Origin of the sequence: Paenibacillus sp. 2KB_22 (genome assembly GCF_052115745.1) — a bacterium.
GTDB lineage: Bacteria > Bacillota > Bacilli > Paenibacillales > Paenibacillaceae > Paenibacillus.
The window spans coordinates 1694029-1710564 of record NZ_JBFRHG010000002.1 but is presented as its reverse complement, the minus strand read 5'-3'; the positions used below and the strand labels follow the sequence as shown (position 1 = coordinate 1710564).

13 protein-coding genes are annotated in these 16536 nt (G+C 47.3%); 11 read left to right on the top strand and 2 right to left on the bottom strand.

The annotated features are described in order from the left end of the window. Window positions 1-11: 11 nt before the first annotated feature. On the bottom strand, window positions 12-986 hold the full coding sequence (locus AB4111_RS18620) for an AraC family ligand binding domain-containing protein (protein WP_442032714.1): 975 nt from the start codon (window positions 984-986) through the stop codon (window positions 12-14). A gap of 153 nt (window positions 987-1139) precedes the next feature. Between AB4111_RS18620 and AB4111_RS18615 the strand changes: the two genes are divergently transcribed. The 11 genes from AB4111_RS18615 (at window position 1140) to ptsP (ending at window position 14762) form a co-directional block, all read left to right on the top strand. Then, on the top strand, window positions 1140-2321 hold the full coding sequence (locus tag AB4111_RS18615) for a galactokinase (RefSeq protein WP_253440133.1): 1182 nt from the start codon (window positions 1140-1142) through the stop codon (window positions 2319-2321). 1 nt (window position 2322) lies between these two features. Then, the gene (gene galE, locus AB4111_RS18610; protein WP_091020409.1) at window positions 2323-3312 is read left to right on the top strand and encodes a UDP-glucose 4-epimerase GalE; all 990 of its coding nucleotides are present in this window, start codon (window positions 2323-2325) and stop codon (window positions 3310-3312) included. A gap of 14 nt (window positions 3313-3326) precedes the next feature. Beyond that, window positions 3327-4925, top strand: coding sequence for a UDP-glucose--hexose-1-phosphate uridylyltransferase (locus AB4111_RS18605; RefSeq protein WP_442032713.1), 1599 nt, complete (start codon window positions 3327-3329; stop codon window positions 4923-4925). Window positions 4926-5075: 150 nt separating this feature from the next. Beyond that, entirely contained in the window at window positions 5076-5663 is a 588-nt protein-coding gene (locus AB4111_RS18600; RefSeq protein ID WP_442032712.1) for an MSMEG_1061 family FMN-dependent PPOX-type flavoprotein, read from the top strand. A 93-nt stretch (window positions 5664-5756) separates the two neighbouring features. After that, window positions 5757-6920, top strand: a complete 1164-nt coding sequence (locus AB4111_RS18595; protein WP_442032711.1) for an iron-containing alcohol dehydrogenase — start codon at window positions 5757-5759, stop codon at window positions 6918-6920. 277 nt (window positions 6921-7197) lie between these two features. Continuing rightward, window positions 7198-7734 carry a hypothetical protein gene (locus tag AB4111_RS18590; RefSeq protein WP_017686844.1) on the top strand — a complete coding sequence of 179 codons (537 nt, stop codon included), beginning with the start codon at window positions 7198-7200 and terminating at the stop codon, window positions 7732-7734. Between the two features lie 63 nt (window positions 7735-7797). After that, window positions 7798-9345 carry a flotillin family protein gene (locus AB4111_RS18585; protein WP_253440120.1) on the top strand — a complete coding sequence of 516 codons (1548 nt, stop codon included), beginning with the start codon at window positions 7798-7800 and terminating at the stop codon, window positions 9343-9345. 166 nt (window positions 9346-9511) lie between these two features. Further along, a complete protein-coding gene (gene glcT, locus AB4111_RS18580; RefSeq protein WP_253440117.1) occupies window positions 9512-10366 on the top strand; it encodes a glucose PTS transporter transcription antiterminator GlcT in 855 nt (284 codons plus the stop codon). Between the two features lie 286 nt (window positions 10367-10652). Beyond that, window positions 10653-12704: a glucose-specific PTS transporter subunit IIBC gene (gene ptsG, locus AB4111_RS18575; protein WP_442032710.1), complete on the top strand. Its 2052-nt coding sequence runs from the start codon at window positions 10653-10655 to the stop codon at window positions 12702-12704. 77 nt (window positions 12705-12781) lie between these two features. Further along, on the top strand, window positions 12782-13057 hold the full coding sequence (locus AB4111_RS18570; RefSeq protein ID WP_036617010.1) for an HPr family phosphocarrier protein: 276 nt from the start codon (window positions 12782-12784) through the stop codon (window positions 13055-13057). Continuing rightward, entirely contained in the window at window positions 13050-14762 is a 1713-nt protein-coding gene (gene ptsP / locus AB4111_RS18565) for a phosphoenolpyruvate--protein phosphotransferase (RefSeq protein WP_442032709.1), read from the top strand. Before AB4111_RS18570 ends, ptsP begins: the two co-directional genes overlap by 8 nt. A 212-nt stretch (window positions 14763-14974) precedes the next feature. Here ptsP and gcvPB read toward each other — a convergent pair whose 3' ends face one another. After that, window positions 14975-16468 (bottom strand): aminomethyl-transferring glycine dehydrogenase subunit GcvPB, encoded by a 1494-nt coding sequence (gene gcvPB / locus AB4111_RS18560; protein WP_442032796.1) that lies wholly within the window; start codon window positions 16466-16468, stop codon window positions 14975-14977. Between the last annotated feature and the right edge of the window lie 68 nt (window positions 16469-16536).

Genomic DNA, 16536 nt, shown 5'->3' with positions numbered 1-16536 from the left:
CGTTATATTGCTTACCGTTTGTTTGGTTGATCATTCTTCTGTAACCCCTGCTGTCGTGGACGAGAGAGGATTTTCTCTCGATACAAGCTGGGCGCTTCACCGTGAAATCGTTTGAACTGTTTGGAGAAATACAGCGCGTCTGGCAGTCCGACCGATGCAGATACCTGTTCGATGGACAGATCTGGGCGTTCTCTTAGGAGTTGGCGCGACTTGTCGATCCGCAGTTTTAGCAGATAAGTGACTGGCGAAAGTCCGGTTTCCTGTTTGAAAATGCGGGAAAGATACGCACGATTATACCCGAGACTCGCAGACATCTGTTCAATGGAGACAGGATAGGCATATTGGGTGGACATATATTGAATCATCTGTTTCACCGTACGTCGGATGGATGATTCACCTGGAATTAAGGTTTGCCCCTGCGAAAGGTGATTCTGTGCTTCGGCTAGAATCATATATAACGTACCCAGTGATGTGAAATGGGAGCTTTCTTTGCGCTCGGCAAAAGCATCCTGCATCACGGATAACCAATCAGATATTCCACAAGAGGGTCCGGCATGAAAAACGGACTTCTCCGGGCGGAATCCTGCCTCCTCGGCATGCTGGGCAGCCTGGCTGCCCGTAAAGGCGATCCAGCGGTATTGCCATGGGTTACGGGCATGTGACTGGTAGCTCACCAGTTGCCCGGGGTGAATGAGGAAACAATCACCTGCGGATAACTCGTAGGTGTGCAGTTCGGTACGGAACGTACCCGCCCCTTTTTCTACATAATGCAGCAGATAATAATCAAACAATTTAGGTCCAAGGGCGTGACCCGGAAGGGTCTGGCTTGCTCCGGCAAACAGGACATGCAGTGCGCCTTGCTCATAATAGACCGGATTGGAGGCAACCGAATAACTGAGTGCTCCACTTTTACCGGAAGGAGTTTCCTGTATTTTTTCTATTGAAGATGCAAGCGGGTCTTTCTTGGCGTTGGATTGATCTGCCATAGTTGTTTCCTTCTTTCCGGGATGCTCTGATCATTATACGTCTTAAGGTCACATTTATCCATATGAAACACACATGGTTGCATTACATGAGGCACCGCTTTCTTATATAATAACATTAAGAAAAACACAACAACGAGGCGAGGTGCAGCAGCAGTGAACGTAACTGAATTGAAACAAAAGTTTATTGAGAAGTACGGAGAGAGTGGAGCGGACATCCGTGTATTTCATGCCCCTGGGCGTGTGAATCTGATCGGTGAGCACATTGACTATAATGGTGGATACGTGCTTCCGGCAGCACTTGAATTCGGAACAACATTAATAATCCGTGAGCGTCAGGACAACAAGTTGCAACTGGCATCCACGAACATGTCTTATGAAGGAGCACTGGATACTTCCACTATTGGTAAGGAGAAAACGGGTGAATGGACCGATTATCCTGTTGGTGTCATGGTTGAATTGCAAGGCAAGGGTGTGAATGTAACGAAAGGGTACGACTTCCTGTACCACGGAGAGATTCCAAACGGGGCAGGACTTTCATCGTCTGCGTCTCTGGAGGTACTTACCGGATTTGCGATTCAGTCTCTGGAGGGCGTGTCGGATATTGATACGGTTCAATTGGCACTTCTGTCCCAGAAAGCGGAAAATGAGTTCGTAGGCGTCAACTGTGGAATCATGGATCAGTTCGCTGTGGCAAACGGTGCGCAGGATCACGCAATCCTGCTGATGTGTGACACACTGGAGTACGAAAAGGTTCCTTTCCGTACAGGCTCTTACAAATTAGTCATTGGGAACACAAACAAACGCCGCGGTTTGGTGGATTCGGCGTACAATGAACGTCGCTCCCAATGCGAGCAGGCACTTGCCATCTTGAAGGAACAGCTGCCTGCACTGAATTATCTGGCTCAATTGACGCCAGAGCAGTTCGTCACACTACAGGATCAGATCAAGGATGAGAAAGTTAGACAGCGTGCGCAACATGTTGTGGAAGAGAACGCGCGTGTGCTCGCATCTGTCGAAGCATTGCAGCGTAATGATCTGGAAACCTTCGGCCAATTGATGAACGCTTCTCATGAATCGCTTCGCGACTTGTACGAAGTAAGCTGTGATGAGCTGGATGTTATGGTTGAAGAAGCTCAGCGGATTCCTGGCACACTTGGTGCCCGAATGACTGGCGCGGGATTTGGCGGGTGCACCGTATCGCTGGTGCATGAAAATGATGTCGAGCGTTTTGTAAGCGAAGTGGGCGCTGCATATGAAGCACGTACCACTCTCAAAGGTGATTTTTATGTATGCGGCGTAGGTGACGGTGTTAAAGAATTGAAGGAGGCGAAGTAAAATGGCAATTTTGGTGACAGGTGGAGCAGGGTATATTGGATCTCATACGGTAGCGGCTTTGTTGGAACGTGGAGAAGAGGTTGTCGTACTAGATAACTTGCAGACAGGGCATCGTGAGGCGCTGCTCGGCGGTAAATTGTATGAAGGAGATCTGCGTGACAAAGAAATTCTGGCGAAGCTATTCGCTGAAAATTCAATTGATGCAGTCATTCATTTTGCAGCCAACTCACTCGTAGGCGAAAGTATGAAAGACCCGGTTAAATATTATGACAACAACGTGTTTGGTACACTGTGTCTGTTGGAAGCGATGAATGCAGCAAATGTACGTCGCATCGTCTTCTCTTCCACGGCAGCGACCTATGGTGAACCTGAGAAAGTGCCAATCGAAGAAAGCGATCGTACAGAGCCGACCAACGTATATGGTGAAACGAAACTGATGATGGAACGCATGATGTCATGGTTCGATAAAGTACAGGATATCAAGTACGTTTCCCTGCGTTACTTCAATGCAGCCGGTGCTCATGAGAGCGGCAAAATTGGTGAAGATCACCAGCCAGAGAGTCACCTGATCCCACTCGTACTGCAAACGGCTTTGAAACAACGCTCGCATATCGCAGTATTTGGTGACGACTATGCAACAGAAGATGGAACATGTATCCGTGACTATATCCACGTGAGCGACTTGGCTGATGCACATCTGCGTGCAGTAGATTACCTTCGCAAAGGTGAGAACAGTAACGTGTTTAACCTGGGTAACGGTACAGGGTTCTCGGTAAAACAAGTGATTGAAACAGCTAAAAAAGTGACTGGCCTCGATATCCCGGTTGTACAGGAGCCACGTCGTGCAGGTGATCCGGCTGTGCTGGTAGCTTCATCTGCGAAAGCGAGATCCGTCCTGGGCTGGAATCCGAAATGGACCAATCTGGAAGATGTCATTCAAAGCGCTTGGAGCTGGCACCAATCACGTCCTGACGGCTACGGAAAAAACTAGGAGGCGAACACCTTATGTCACAGACTCATATTGCAGCAGGTGCCACAGAGCGGACACCGGAGCAGCAGGAAGCACTGCATGCCATTGAACGTCTGGTTGCATTTGCCTTGCAGAAACAATTAATTGAGGAAGCGGATTGGGATTATAGCCGCAACCTCCTGCTTGAACAATTCGGATTCTCCGAGCCTTATGCCGGCGAGTTGGACACAACTGTGCCCGCTGGTCCACAGGCGATGCTGGATACATTGATCGATTATGGATTTACCATTGGACTCATTCCTGAAAATAGCGATACGTTCCGTGATTTGCTGGATGCCAAAATCATGGGTCATTTGATGGCACGCCCATCCGAAGTGGTACGCGCATTCCGCCACACCGAGCAGACGGAAGGCATTGAGGCGGCCACATCCCAATTCTATGACTTATCCATTAACTCCAACTACATTCGGATGGATCGCATCTCGAAGAACGCCTATTGGACGCAGGATACGGCTTATGGGGAGATGGAGATTACCATTAACCTCTCCAAGCCGGAGAAAAGCCCGAAGGAAATTGCCATGGCGAAATTGCTTCCGCCACCGGTATATCCAAAATGCCAGCTGTGTCGTGAAAATGTAGGCTACGCTGGTCGGGTGAATCACCCGGCCCGCCAGAATCTGCGAGTCATTCCGCTGAATCTTAACAACGAGCCTTGGTTGTTCCAATACTCGCCATATGTGTACTACAACGAGCACTGCATCATTTTCCATCATGATCATGTGCCGATGAAACTGACCAAAGATACGCTGCGCAGGCTGCTTGCCTTTGTTGGGGAGTACCCGCATTACTTTATCGGGTCTAATGCAGATCTGCCGATCGTTGGCGGTTCTATCCTTACACATGACCATTTCCAGGGCGGACGTCATACGTTTGCGATTCAAAATGCACAGCCAGAGGCGGTATTCCGCCATGCGGATGCACCTGGACTTACATTGAGTCTTGTGAAATGGCCAATGTCCGTAATGCGTCTGGCCTCACACGATCCTGCAGAGCTGCTTGAAGCGGGTAACGCAGTGTATGAGGCGTGGAAGGTTTACAGTGATTCGGCTGTGGATATCGAAGCATTCAGTGAAATAGACGGCGAGCAGGTACCACACAATACGGTAACACCAATTGTTCGTCGTAGTGCGGACGGTGGCTACGAGATGGATCTCGTATTGCGTAACAATCGCACGAATGATGTGCATCCTGAAGGGATTTTCCATCCTCACCGTGAAATGCACCATCTGAAGAAAGAAAACATTGGTCTGATCGAAGTGATGGGACTTGCCATCCTGCCTGGCCGTTTGAAGGAAGAGCTGGACAGTATCGCAGATATTCTCGCTGGAGATGCCAAACTTGCTGAAGCCGCCAAAGCTTCTGATCATGTGTTGAACAAACATCTGGGCTGGGCGGAAGAATTGATTGAACGATTTGGTCCTAATTTGGACAAAGAACAAGCTATTTCCATTGTACAGCAGGAAGTCGGCTTAAAATTTGCCGAGATTCTGGAACATGCAGGTGTCTACAAATATGATGAAGCAGGACGCCAGGCTTTCCGTCGTTTTGTAAGCAGCATGGGATACACGGAATAACAGTCAACCAACAAGAACACCCGCCCATTCATGAGCGGGTGTTCTTGTTGTTCCTGACATTTGTGTGCATTGGAATGAACTTCCGAGCCAGTTATAATGGGAGTGAAGTCCTAGAGTACCACAATGAATTGAGGAAATGGGGTTAATATCTTGGAAAAGCAGGCATTGGATATTCCGTTGATTACAGATGCTGAGGAACTGCGAGGCATGGTAGGTGAACCGCATGAACATGTGCGTAACAAGGCAATCTCATTTGTGGATTCACATGTTCAGAACTTTATATCCATGTCACCATTATTTTTCCTCTCCACGTCCGATCATGATGGAAAAAGTGATGTGTCACCACGGGGCGATGGAGCGGGATTCGTAAAAGTGTATGATACATATCGACTCGTTTATCCTGAGCGCCCAGGTAATCGGCGGATAGACTCGTTGTTGAACATGTTGTCTAACCCTGGCATCGGTATGCTCTTTTTGATTCCGGGAATGAATGAAGTGCTGCGTATCAATGGTACAGCATCCATCACCAAGGATGAAGAATTCATCGCCAGCATGGGTTGGAGTGGTAAAACCATAGGTGCAGCTGTCATTGTGGATGTGGAAGAGTGCTTTATTCATTGTCCGCGGGCATTCAAACAGGCTGGGTTATGGGCCCATGAAACATGGGTAGATGCTGAGGATTTGCCTTCAACGAGCGAGATGTTTAGAGCACATTTGGAGATTAACGGATTGTTATAAAGTGAGTGGCTATCGATTTGTTTTTCTATAAACGGGGTACTATAATTGGAGTTGCACTAAAAATTCTAAACTCCCTTGGAGGCGACAATAGATATGAGATCTTTCCAATTCTATAATCCAACCCGTCTGATATTCGGTAAAGGACAACTGGAAGCATTAAAGACAGAAGTACCGAAATACGGTAAACGGGTTCTGCTTGTATATGGTGGCGGTAGTATCAAACGTAGTGGGCTGTATGATCAAGTGATCGGATTGCTTAAGGAAGCTGGAGCAGAAGTGACTGAACTGGCAGGCGTGGAACCGAACCCACGTCTTTCTACGGTGCACAAAGGGGTAGACCTTTGCAAAACGAATAACATCGACTTGATCCTCGCTGTAGGTGGCGGTAGTGTACTGGACTGCTCCAAAGCGATTGCTGTAGGTGCTAAATATGATGGCGACATGTGGGATTTTGCTCAGCGCAAAGCTGTTGCACAGGACGCTCTTCCCCTTGGTACCGTATTGACGATGGCAGCAACGGGTTCGGAGATGAACTCCGGTTCAGTTATTACAAATCAGGATACACAAGAAAAATTGGGCTGGGGTAGCGCATATTCATTCCCTGCATTCTCCATCCTGGATCCGGTGAATACATACACTGTTCCACTGGACCAAACGGTATACGGTATGGTGGATATGATGTCCCACGTATTAGAGCATTATTTCCATCTGGATGAGAACACGCCGGTTCAACTCGGCTTCTGTGAGACGATTCTGCGTACCGTGATGGAAGCAGCCCCTCGTCTGGTTGAGGATCTGGAGAACTATGAACTGCGCGAAACGATTCTGTATTGCGGAACGATGGCATTGAATGGTGTGCTGAATATGGGTCTCGCTGGAGACTGGGCAACACATAATATCGAACATGCAGTATCCGCAGTGTATGATATCCCGCATGGTGGCGGACTGGCGATCTTGTTCCCGCACTGGATGAAGCATAATCTGGATGTCAATGTGGATCGATTCAAACGTCTGGCAATTAATGTATTCGAAGTGAATCCTGAAGGCAAGTCAGACAGACAGATTGCTGAAGAAGGTATCGATGCGCTCAGCAAATTCTGGACATCCATTGGTGCCCCTAACCGTTTGGCTGATTACAATATCGATGATAGCCAGATCGATGTAATGGCTGATAAAGCTATGCTGTTTGGCCCATTTGGTAACTTCAAGAAACTGCAACGGGAAGATGTTGTATCCATCTACAAGGCTTCTCTGTAATTCTATAATCACTGACAAGTGAACGGACACTTTTTGTTGTCCAAAAACCGCAAGTCTCCTTTATGGGGGCTTGCGGTTTTTTCTATGTCTAGGATGCGTGCATGAATGAGGGAGGATCTTGAAGCATGAACTAAAGAATGTTGTGATAATATCCATTATCGGCTCCAGAATACATTTGAGGAAAGATTTTGAAACATTTTGATGTTAGCTACGTATTTATTTACATGTGGAATGCCCAGTTAGGATGAATTTGCGGCAGAGAGAGGAGGAACAGGGGATGGAGACGATTTATTGGGGGTGTCTGATCGGAGGGGCCATATTTGCGGTTGTCAGCCTTGTGCTGGGTGACTTGATTGACGGCTTGCTGGACGGAGCTTTTGAGATGCCAGGTCTTGATTTTTTCAAACCCGTTGTGTTAGCTGGTTCCATTACAACCTTTGGTGGGGCAGGCATTATGCTGACACGTTATAGTTCATTAAGTGCAATGTCCGGTCTAATACTATCCCTGCTTATAGGTATTGCTGCAGCCATGCTGGTATTCTTCGCATATATCAAACCGATGCGTAACAGCGATGTCTCGATTGCATTTTCAATGAAAGAGTTATCTGGAAAAATTGGGGAAATTACCATTCCGGTGCCGGAAAAAGGTTTTGGCGAAGTGATGATCCGTTTTGCATCCGGTAGTACGATTCAAACGGCATCCAGTTTTGAACACCTCCCCATTGCGGCGGGAGCCCGTGTTGTTGTGGTGGATGTTGTAGATGGCGTACTGCGTGTGTCGGAATGGGATGAAAATGTACTTAAAGATTTATAAAGTATTCTTATCACCTAAGTAGCTTAAGCACTCATCATGAATGAATAAGGGGAGAGATGTGGAATGAATTTAGATTGGGATGTGTTGTTGATACCTGCCGTTGTTGTTGGTGTGATTCTGATATTGGGATTGGCTTTTTGGGCGAGATACAAAACGGTTGGACCGGATGAAGCGATGATCGTTACGGGGTCGTTCCTAGGTAGCAAGAATATCTCCGATGATGATTCTGGCCGAAAAATTAAGATTGTTCGTGGTGGCGGTGCATTTATCCTGCCCGTGTTCCAGCAATCCGAGTTTATCTCCTTGTTGTCCCACAAGCTGGATGTCTCCACACCTGAAGTGTATACGGAGCAAGGTGTTCCAGTAATTGCAGACGGTGTCGCTATTATCAAGGTTGGTGGCGCAGTAGAGGACGTTGCTACGGCAGCTGAGCAATTCATCGGTAAACCTGTAGAAGCGCTGAGAAGCGAAGCACAGGAGGTACTGGAGGGGCATTTGCGGGCCATCCTCGGTACAATGACGGTGGAAGAAGTATATCGGAACCGGGATCGGTTTGCGCAAGAGGTTCAAGGCGTAGCCGCTAGAGATCTGAAGAAAATGGGACTGCAAATTGTCTCCTTTACCATCAAGGATGTTCGTGACAAACAGGGCTACCTGGATGCTCTCGGTAAACCAAGAATTGCGGCTGTGAAGCGTGATGCCGAGATTGCCGAAGCGGAAGCGATGCGTGATGCACGTATTCAGAAGGCCAATGCGGAAGAGCAGGGTCAAAAAGCAGAGTTGCTGCGTGATACCAATATCGCTGAGGCAGCCAAAGAGAAGGAACTGAAAGTAGCCACGTTTAAGCGGGATCAGGATACAGCCAAAGCGGAAGCCGATCAGGCATACCATATCCATGAAGCGCGTGCGAGACAGACCGTGGTGGAAGAAGAAATGAAAGTTGAACTCGTTCGTAAAGAACGTGAGATCGATCTCCAGGAAAAAGAAATCGTCGTACGTGAGAAGCAATATGACGCTGAAGTGAAGAAAAAGGCAGAAGCGGATCGTTATGCGGTGGAACAGGCTGCCGAGGCGGATAAAGCCAAAAGAATGCGGGAAGCCGATGCTGTACAGTATTCCATCGAAACACATGCCAAAGCAACAGCTGAGCAGAAGCGACTCGAAGGTCAGGCCATGGCGGATGCAGAACTTGCCAAAGGTACAGCGGATGCAGAAGTTATTCGTTTGCGTGGTCTTGCCGAAGCAGAAGCGAAGGAAAAACTGGCCGAGGCGTTCCAGAAGTTTGGTGAAGCTGCTGTACTCGATATCATTGTCAAAATGCTGCCTGAACTGGCTGGCAAAATTGCAGAGCCAATTGCCTCTATTGATAAACTGACGGTGGTAGATACAGGTAAAGGTGAAGGTGCAGCGCGAGTGAGTAACTATGTTACCGAACTTATGGCGACGGCTCCAGAGATGCTTAAGAGTGTATCCGGCATCGATGTAGAGCAACTGATTAAAGGCCTTACCAAGTCCAAAACACCTGCGCCAGTTGCCATTCAACAGAGCGAGGCTGTTACAACTCCTTCTATAATCGACAAGATTGTGGAAAGAGCTGGAGTTGACGAGTAAAGAAGTACTTAAATCTTGCAGGGTTGCTCTATTGACCTTAAGACGAATTTTTGTTACTTTTTAAGCGAGACGTCCGGCGCGGATTGCCCGCTCCGGGTGTCTTTTCGTTCGTAACAGGGTGTGACTTAATCACACCTAAGATGGTGTGAAAAAAGAGGTGCAAACAATGAGCAGCCTGCATGTAGATAAAGCGCTAAATAATAATGTAATCATTGCACAGCATCCTGAACACGGGGAAGTCGTTGTTATTGGTAAAGGCATTGGCTTTAACCGAAAACCGAGTGATCACATTCCATTGATGGCTGTGGAGAAAATGTTCATTTTGAAAAACCAGCAGGAGCAAGAGCAGTACAAACAGCTTCTTCCACAGGTGGATGAAGCACTGATCGAGATTATTAACGAAGTTATTACGTATATTGCAGAGCGTACGGATGTTCCTCTGAATGAACATATCCATATTGCATTAACCGATCACATTTCTTTCGCGTTAAAACGCAAGGAGCAGGGCATTGTCATACAAAATCCTTTTTTATATGAGACTCGCGAAATTTATCCGGAAGAATATCGAATGGCAGATTACGCGGTTCGTCTGATCAAGGAGAGAATGGGTGTAGATCTCGGGATGGACGAGATTGGTTTTGTTGCGCTCCATATCTATAGTGCAATGACCAATCAAAATATATCCCAGGTACGTGAACATTCACAATTGATCACGGATTTGGTGAACCTGGTGTCCAATCAACTCGAGTATTCGTTTGAAACGGAATCGCTTGATTACTCTCGTTTGTTGACTCATCTTCGTTTCGCCCTTGAGCGTGTTCGCCGTGGAGACAAAGTGGAAGAGCTTCATAAGTTGGATTCCCTGCTGAAGTTGGAGTATCCTGAAATGTACTCGCTTGCATGGAAACTGACCAAAGTGATGGAGAAAAGACTGAATCTGCCTGTTTATCCTGCGGAGGTAGGCTATCTGACCATTCACCTGCAACGGCTGAATCAACGGAAGGAAGAAGAGAGTAAGTGAGATCATTCCAGTGATAGAAAGCGGAATTTATTTTTTTGGTGTAAAGGCTTGCAATAGATTAGAACTGGTGCTACAATGATTTCCGTAATCAAGCAACTGAATAAACATAAGTGACGTGTTACTGACTCGATCAGGCATGAGTTAATTAAAGTGTGATTGTTCTTTCCTTGTACAGGGTATGCTATACCCCAAGGTTGGCACAGTTTACTTTATTAATTCATGCCTTTTTTGTGTTCCCTTGCTTGCATCACAACATATAACTTAGACGAAAGGGAGATACGACGCGATGTTTAAAAAGCTTTTTGGTGTATTGCAAAGAGTAGGTAAAGCCCTCATGTTGCCTGTAGCCATTCTACCAGCGGCAGGATTGCTGCTCGGAATCGGTAACATGCTGGTTAATCCAGATTTCTTGCAATATGTAACGGCGCTCGACACCCCTTGGGTGAACTCGATCGCAACAATTATGATGAACGCGGGTCAGATCGTATTCGATAATCTGGCATTGCTGTTCGCCGTCGGTGTAGCCGTCGGATTGGCCGGTGGCGAAGGGGTTGCGGGACTTGCAGCCATCATCGGTTATCTAGTCATGAACGTCACATTGGGTACAGCCGTAGGGGTTACACCAGCAATGATCGGCGAAGTACCGGGTTATGCCAGCATCCTGGGTATCCCAACATTGAGTACAGGCGTATTTGGAGGTATTATCATAGGTATTGCCGCCGCGCTCTGTTACAATCGATTTTTCAAAATCGAACTGCCGTCCTACCTGGGTTTCTTTGCAGGTAAACGTTTTGTTCCGATTGTCACTTCGGTTGTTTCCCTCTTGCTGGGGTTAGTTCTGGTGATTATCTGGCCACCAATTCAAAATGGATTGAATGCTGTGTCTCACTTCATGGTCGATACAAGCCCGACGTTGTCGGCATTTATCTTCGGAGTCGTGGAACGGTCATTAATTCCGTTTGGTCTTCACCACATTTTCTACTCCCCATTCTGGTTTGAGTTTGGTGAGTATGTGAACAAAGCTGGAGATGTCATTCGTGGTGACCAACAAATCTTCTTCAATCAATTGCGTGATGGTGTTAACCTCACAGCGGGAACATTCCAAGTTGGTAAATTCCCGTTCATGATGTTTGGTTTGCCAGCGGCCGCTCTTGCGATGTACCATGAAGCAAGACCGGAACACAAAAAGTATGTTGCAGGTATCATGGGTTCAGCTGCACTGACCTCATTCCTGACAGGGATCACAGAACCACTTGAATTCTCGTTCCTGTTTGTAGCACCAATCCTGTTTGCAGTACACTGTATCTTTGCAGGTTTGTCTTTCATGACCATGCAAATTCTGGGTGTGAAGATCGGTATGACCTTCTCCGGTGGGTTCATTGACTTCCTGATCTTTGGTATTATTCCAAACCGTACACCATGGTGGGACGTAATTATTGTCGGATTGATTCTTGCGGTAATCTATTACTTCGGTTTCCGGTTTATCATCCGCAAATTCAATCTCAAAACACCAGGACGTGAAGATGCAACACCTGAAACCGAATCTGGCGGAAGCTCCGGTTCAACGGATGACCTGCCCCATAACATTCTCGAAGCTTTCGGTGGCAAGGAAAATATCAAACATCTGGACGCTTGTATTACTCGTTTGCGGATTGAAGTCAATGAGAAATCCAATGTGAAAAAAGATCGTTTGAAACAATTGGGTGCATCCGGTGTGCTTGAAGTGGGTAATAATGTTCAAGCCATCTTCGGAACACGTTCCGACACGATTAAATCTCAAATGCAGGATATTATTGCAGGACGAACACCAGCACCAACGCCAGTAGCAGCCAAACCAACTCCTGAAGAGGAGAAGGCACAAGGTGAGCAAGGCGATCGTATCGTTCCTGAGGACATCGTAATGCCAGTCAATGGTGAGTTGATGGACATTACGAACGTACCTGATCCAGTCTTTGCTGAGAAAATGACAGGTGATGGATTCGCAATTTTGCCACATGATGGTACAATAACTTCTCCTGTGTATGGTAAAGTGTTTAATGTATTTCCAAGCAAACATGCCGTGGGCATCATGTCCGACGGAGGCAAGGAAGTGCTTGTTCATATAGGTGTCAATACGGTGAAGCTGAAGGGTAAGGGCTTTAACGTACTGGTACAGGAAGGTGATCTGGTATCGGCTGGTCAGCCGATTATGGAAGTGGATCTGGAGTATGTCAAAGCAAACGCTCCATCCATCATCTCGCCAGTTATTTTCACCAACCTGCCAGAGGGCTCCACGGTAACCCTGAAGAAGAGTGGAGTGCTGAAAGTTGGCGATCAGCCAATCATTGAGATAAAATAAGAAGTGTTACGACGATGGCAAGCTAGTGTAAATATATGCAATGCCAAAACCAAATTACTGAAAGTGAGATGATTGTAATGCAACAAACATTCAGAATTACAGACGAAGATGGTATCCACGCACGTCCGGCGACAGCCCTGGTTAATACAGCAAACAAATTCAAAGGTGCAGAATCCTTTGCAGAAGCTAACGGTAAAAAAGTAACGTTGAAATCCATTCTGGGTGTTCTTTCCCTCGGATTGGAACAAGGCGACACAATCAGCATTATCGTTGAAGGCGAAGGCGAAGCTGAAGCTCTTCAAGCTTTGACTGACGTTATGGTTAACGAAGGGTTGGGCGAAATTAATGCTTAATGTCTCCGGGATCGCGGCTTCGGCGGGTATTGCTATCGCCAAGGCGTTTATCTTGGAGCATCCTGACTACTCTGTAGAAAAACGCCAAATTAACGACGTTGACGCAGAGATCGCAAAACTCGACTCAGCTCTGGGTAAATCCCAGGCTGAGCTTGAGGCGATCAAAGAGCGTACTTTACAAGAGCTTGGCGAGAAAAAAGCTGAGATTTTTGCTTCGCATTTGCTCATTCTGAATGACCCGGAACTGATTGATCCGGTTAAAGCTAGAATTGCAGATGACATGATCAATGCAGAATTTGCTTTGAACGAAACGGCATCGCAATTTATCTCCATGTTTGAGAACATGAAGAGTGCATACCTGCAGGAACGTGCAGCAGATATGCGTGATGTTACCAAACGTGTGCTAAATCACTTGCTTGGTATCGACTTCATGAGTCCGGCTGAGATTAATGAAGAAGTGATCGTGCTTGCGGAGGATCTGACGCCTTCCGATACGGCTCAATTGAATCGCCAATTTGTTAAAGGTTTCGCAACGAACATTGGTGGACGTACTTCTCACTCAGCGATCATGGCTCGCTCTCTTGAAATTCCTGCTGTCGTTGGAACCAAGGACATCTTGGCTCAAGCGAAACAAGGCGATATGATCATTGTTGACGGTCTGGATGGTCACGTGCTGGTTAACCCTACTGATGAAGTTATTGCTGAATACCGTGCCAAACAGGAACAGTATGATGCACAACGTGCAGAGTGGAGAAAACTGCGTGATGAGCCAACGGTAACCGTGGACAACGTTCATGTTGAACTTGCAGCCAACATTGGTACACCAAATGATGTAACGGGTGTTCTGGAGAATGGCGGCGAGGCTGTAGGTCTGTACCGTACCGAGTTCCTGTACATGGGCAGAGACAAGCTTCCTTCCGAAGACATTCAGTATAATGCTTACAAAGCGGTACTGGAAAAAATGGAAGGCAAACCTGTTGTTGTTCGTACACTCGACATCGGTGGAGACAAAGAGCTTCCATACCTGGATCTGCCAAAAGAAATGAATCCCTTCCTCGGCTTCCGCGCAGTTCGTCTGTGCCTGGACCGTCTGGATATCTTCCGAACACAATTGCGTGCATTGCTGCGTGCAAGCGTACATGGAAACCTGCGTGTCATGTTCCCAATGATCGCAACACTGGGTGAATTCCGTGAAGCAAAAGCTGTCTTGCTCGAAGAGAAAGAGAAGCTGGTTGCTGAAGGTATTGCTGTTTCTGACAGCATTCAACTCGGAATCATGGTCGAAATTCCTTCGACCGCAGTTCTGGCGGATCAGTTTGCCAAAGAAGTGGATTTCTTCAGTATCGGAACGAACGATCTGATTCAATACACAATGGCTGCAGACCGTATGAACGAACGAGTAGCTTATCTGTACCAACCTTACAACCCAGCCATTTTGCGTTTGGTTAAAATGGTTATCGATGCAGCACATCGTGAAGGCAAATGGGTTGGCATGTGCGGTGAGATGGCAGGAGACGAAACAGCAATTCCATTGCTGCTAGGCCTTGGATTGGATGAGTTCAGCATGAGCGCAACATCCATTCTGCCAGCTCGTAGTCAGATCACCAAGCTGTCCCGTACGGATATGCAGGAACTGGCTGCTAAAGCTCTGGATATGCAAACAGCTGAACAAGTCGTTGAATTGGTTCAAAGCATTCAAGCGTAATGTAATTTTACGGGGTTTCCACCCGATTTTAAGGGTTTCTTTTTCCGATAAAAAGCTGCAGTCGTGCAGCAATTTTGCCGGTATCCGCGATTCATTGTGGATATCGGCTTTTTTTGTTATCAACAGGATAATGTGATTCGGAGGGAAGGCAACTCGAAAAGCTCTTGCTGATTGGAATGTCAGCAAGAGCTTTCGTGATGACAATGATTTGATTAACTACAAGCACAGTTCAGTACAGGTTTGCGGGCGGCGGTGGTCTCATCCAGACGAGTGACCGGTGTTCCGTAAGGTGCGTTTAGGACCAATTCAGGTGTCTCTTCCGCCTCTTTGGCAATCCGTATCATCGTATCAATAAACCCATCCAGTGTTTCTTTACTTTCGGTTTCCGTCGGCTCGATCATGATACATTCCTCAACGTTGAGCGGGAAGTACACCGTAGGCGGGTGATATCCAAAATCAAGTAATCGTTTGGCAACATCCAGTGTACGCACACCATATTGTTTCAATCCCCGACCAGACATGACGAATTCATGTTTGCATACCCCTGGATACGGAATCTCATAGTAAGGTGCGAGACGGGCCATCATATAGTTGGCATTCAGTACCGCACACTCAGATACACGGCGCAAGCCTTCCGGTCCATAGGTGCGAATGTAGGCATAGGCACGTACCAAAATACCGAAGTTGCCATAATACGCTTTGACCCGACCAATGGATTGATCTCCTTCACGGTCCAGTGAATACACACCATCATCATTCTTGATCACCATCGGTTTAGGCAGGAACGGGATCAGACGTCTCTTCACCCCGACGGGGCCGGCACCTGGTCCACCGCCGCCATGAGGCGTGCTCATCGTTTTGTGCAAGTTCAGATGCACCACGTCAAAGCCCATATCACCCGGACGGGTAATGCCCATAATGGCATTGGAGTTCGCGCCATCGTAGTACAGCAAGCCACCAGCCTGATGTACGATGGATGCAATCTCCTGAATGTCTTTCTCGAACAAACCAAGTGTATTCGGGTTCGTCAGCATCAATGCTGCTGTATCCGAACCGACGGCTGCACGGAGTGCGTCCAGATCGACCAGTCCGTCTGCACGGGATGGAATTGTCACAGTCTCAAATCCTGCAACGGTTGCACTTGCCGGGTTGGTACCATGAGAAGAATCGGGCACGATGACTTTGGTACGTTGTTCACCACGACCTTCGTGGTAGGCACGAATCATCATAAGTCCAGTCCATTCTCCATGGGCACCAGCGGCTGGTTGTAAGGTCACAGCGTCCATGCCTGTCAGCCCCGCAAGGTCATTTTGCAACGTATATAACAGTTCTAGTGCGCCTTGAATGCTGGATTCATGCTGGTACGGATGGATTTTGGCAAAACCATTATAACGTGCAACATCCTCATTAATCTTGGGATTGTATTTCATCGTACAAGAGCCCAGTGGATAAAATCCATTATCTACCCCGAAGTTACGACGGGACAGGGCTGTATAATGTCGAATAACATCTACCTCGAATACTTCCGGCAGTGCCGCTGCTTCCGAACGGAGCATTTCCCGGGGAATCAACGTATCGGCAGCCTGGCGAGGAACGTCACATTCTGGCAAGGAATAAGCGACACGTCCAGGGCTGCTGAGTTCAAAAATCAATGATTGTTCCGGAGCAGGAGATAGGGTCTGTGTACTGAATGTTGTATCCGTCACAGGTTGAGCCGAAGTGGAGAAAGAGGTACCTTCTTCAGAGTGTCCTTGTACCGATGTTGTCGTTGTTG

Excerpts from the sequence above, each read along its gene's own strand:
- AB4111_RS18620 (WP_442032714.1), bottom strand. The coding sequence starts at position 986 with ATGGCAGATCAATCCAACGCCAAGAAAGACCCGCTTGCATCTTCAATA.
- galE (WP_091020409.1), top strand. The coding sequence starts at position 2,323 with ATGGCAATTTTGGTGACAGGTGGAGCAGGGTATATTGGATCTCATACG.
- AB4111_RS18605 (WP_442032713.1), top strand. The coding sequence starts at position 3,327 with ATGTCACAGACTCATATTGCAGCAGGTGCCACAGAGCGGACACCGGAG.
- AB4111_RS18595 (WP_442032711.1), top strand. The coding sequence starts at position 5,757 with ATGAGATCTTTCCAATTCTATAATCCAACCCGTCTGATATTCGGTAAA.
- AB4111_RS18590 (WP_017686844.1), top strand. The coding sequence starts at position 7,198 with ATGGAGACGATTTATTGGGGGTGTCTGATCGGAGGGGCCATATTTGCG.
- AB4111_RS18585 (WP_253440120.1), top strand. The coding sequence starts at position 7,798 with ATGAATTTAGATTGGGATGTGTTGTTGATACCTGCCGTTGTTGTTGGT.
- glcT (WP_253440117.1), top strand. The coding sequence starts at position 9,512 with ATGAGCAGCCTGCATGTAGATAAAGCGCTAAATAATAATGTAATCATT.
- ptsG (WP_442032710.1), top strand. The coding sequence starts at position 10,653 with ATGTTTAAAAAGCTTTTTGGTGTATTGCAAAGAGTAGGTAAAGCCCTC.
- AB4111_RS18570 (WP_036617010.1), top strand. The coding sequence starts at position 12,782 with ATGCAACAAACATTCAGAATTACAGACGAAGATGGTATCCACGCACGT.
- ptsP (WP_442032709.1), top strand. The coding sequence starts at position 13,050 with ATGCTTAATGTCTCCGGGATCGCGGCTTCGGCGGGTATTGCTATCGCC.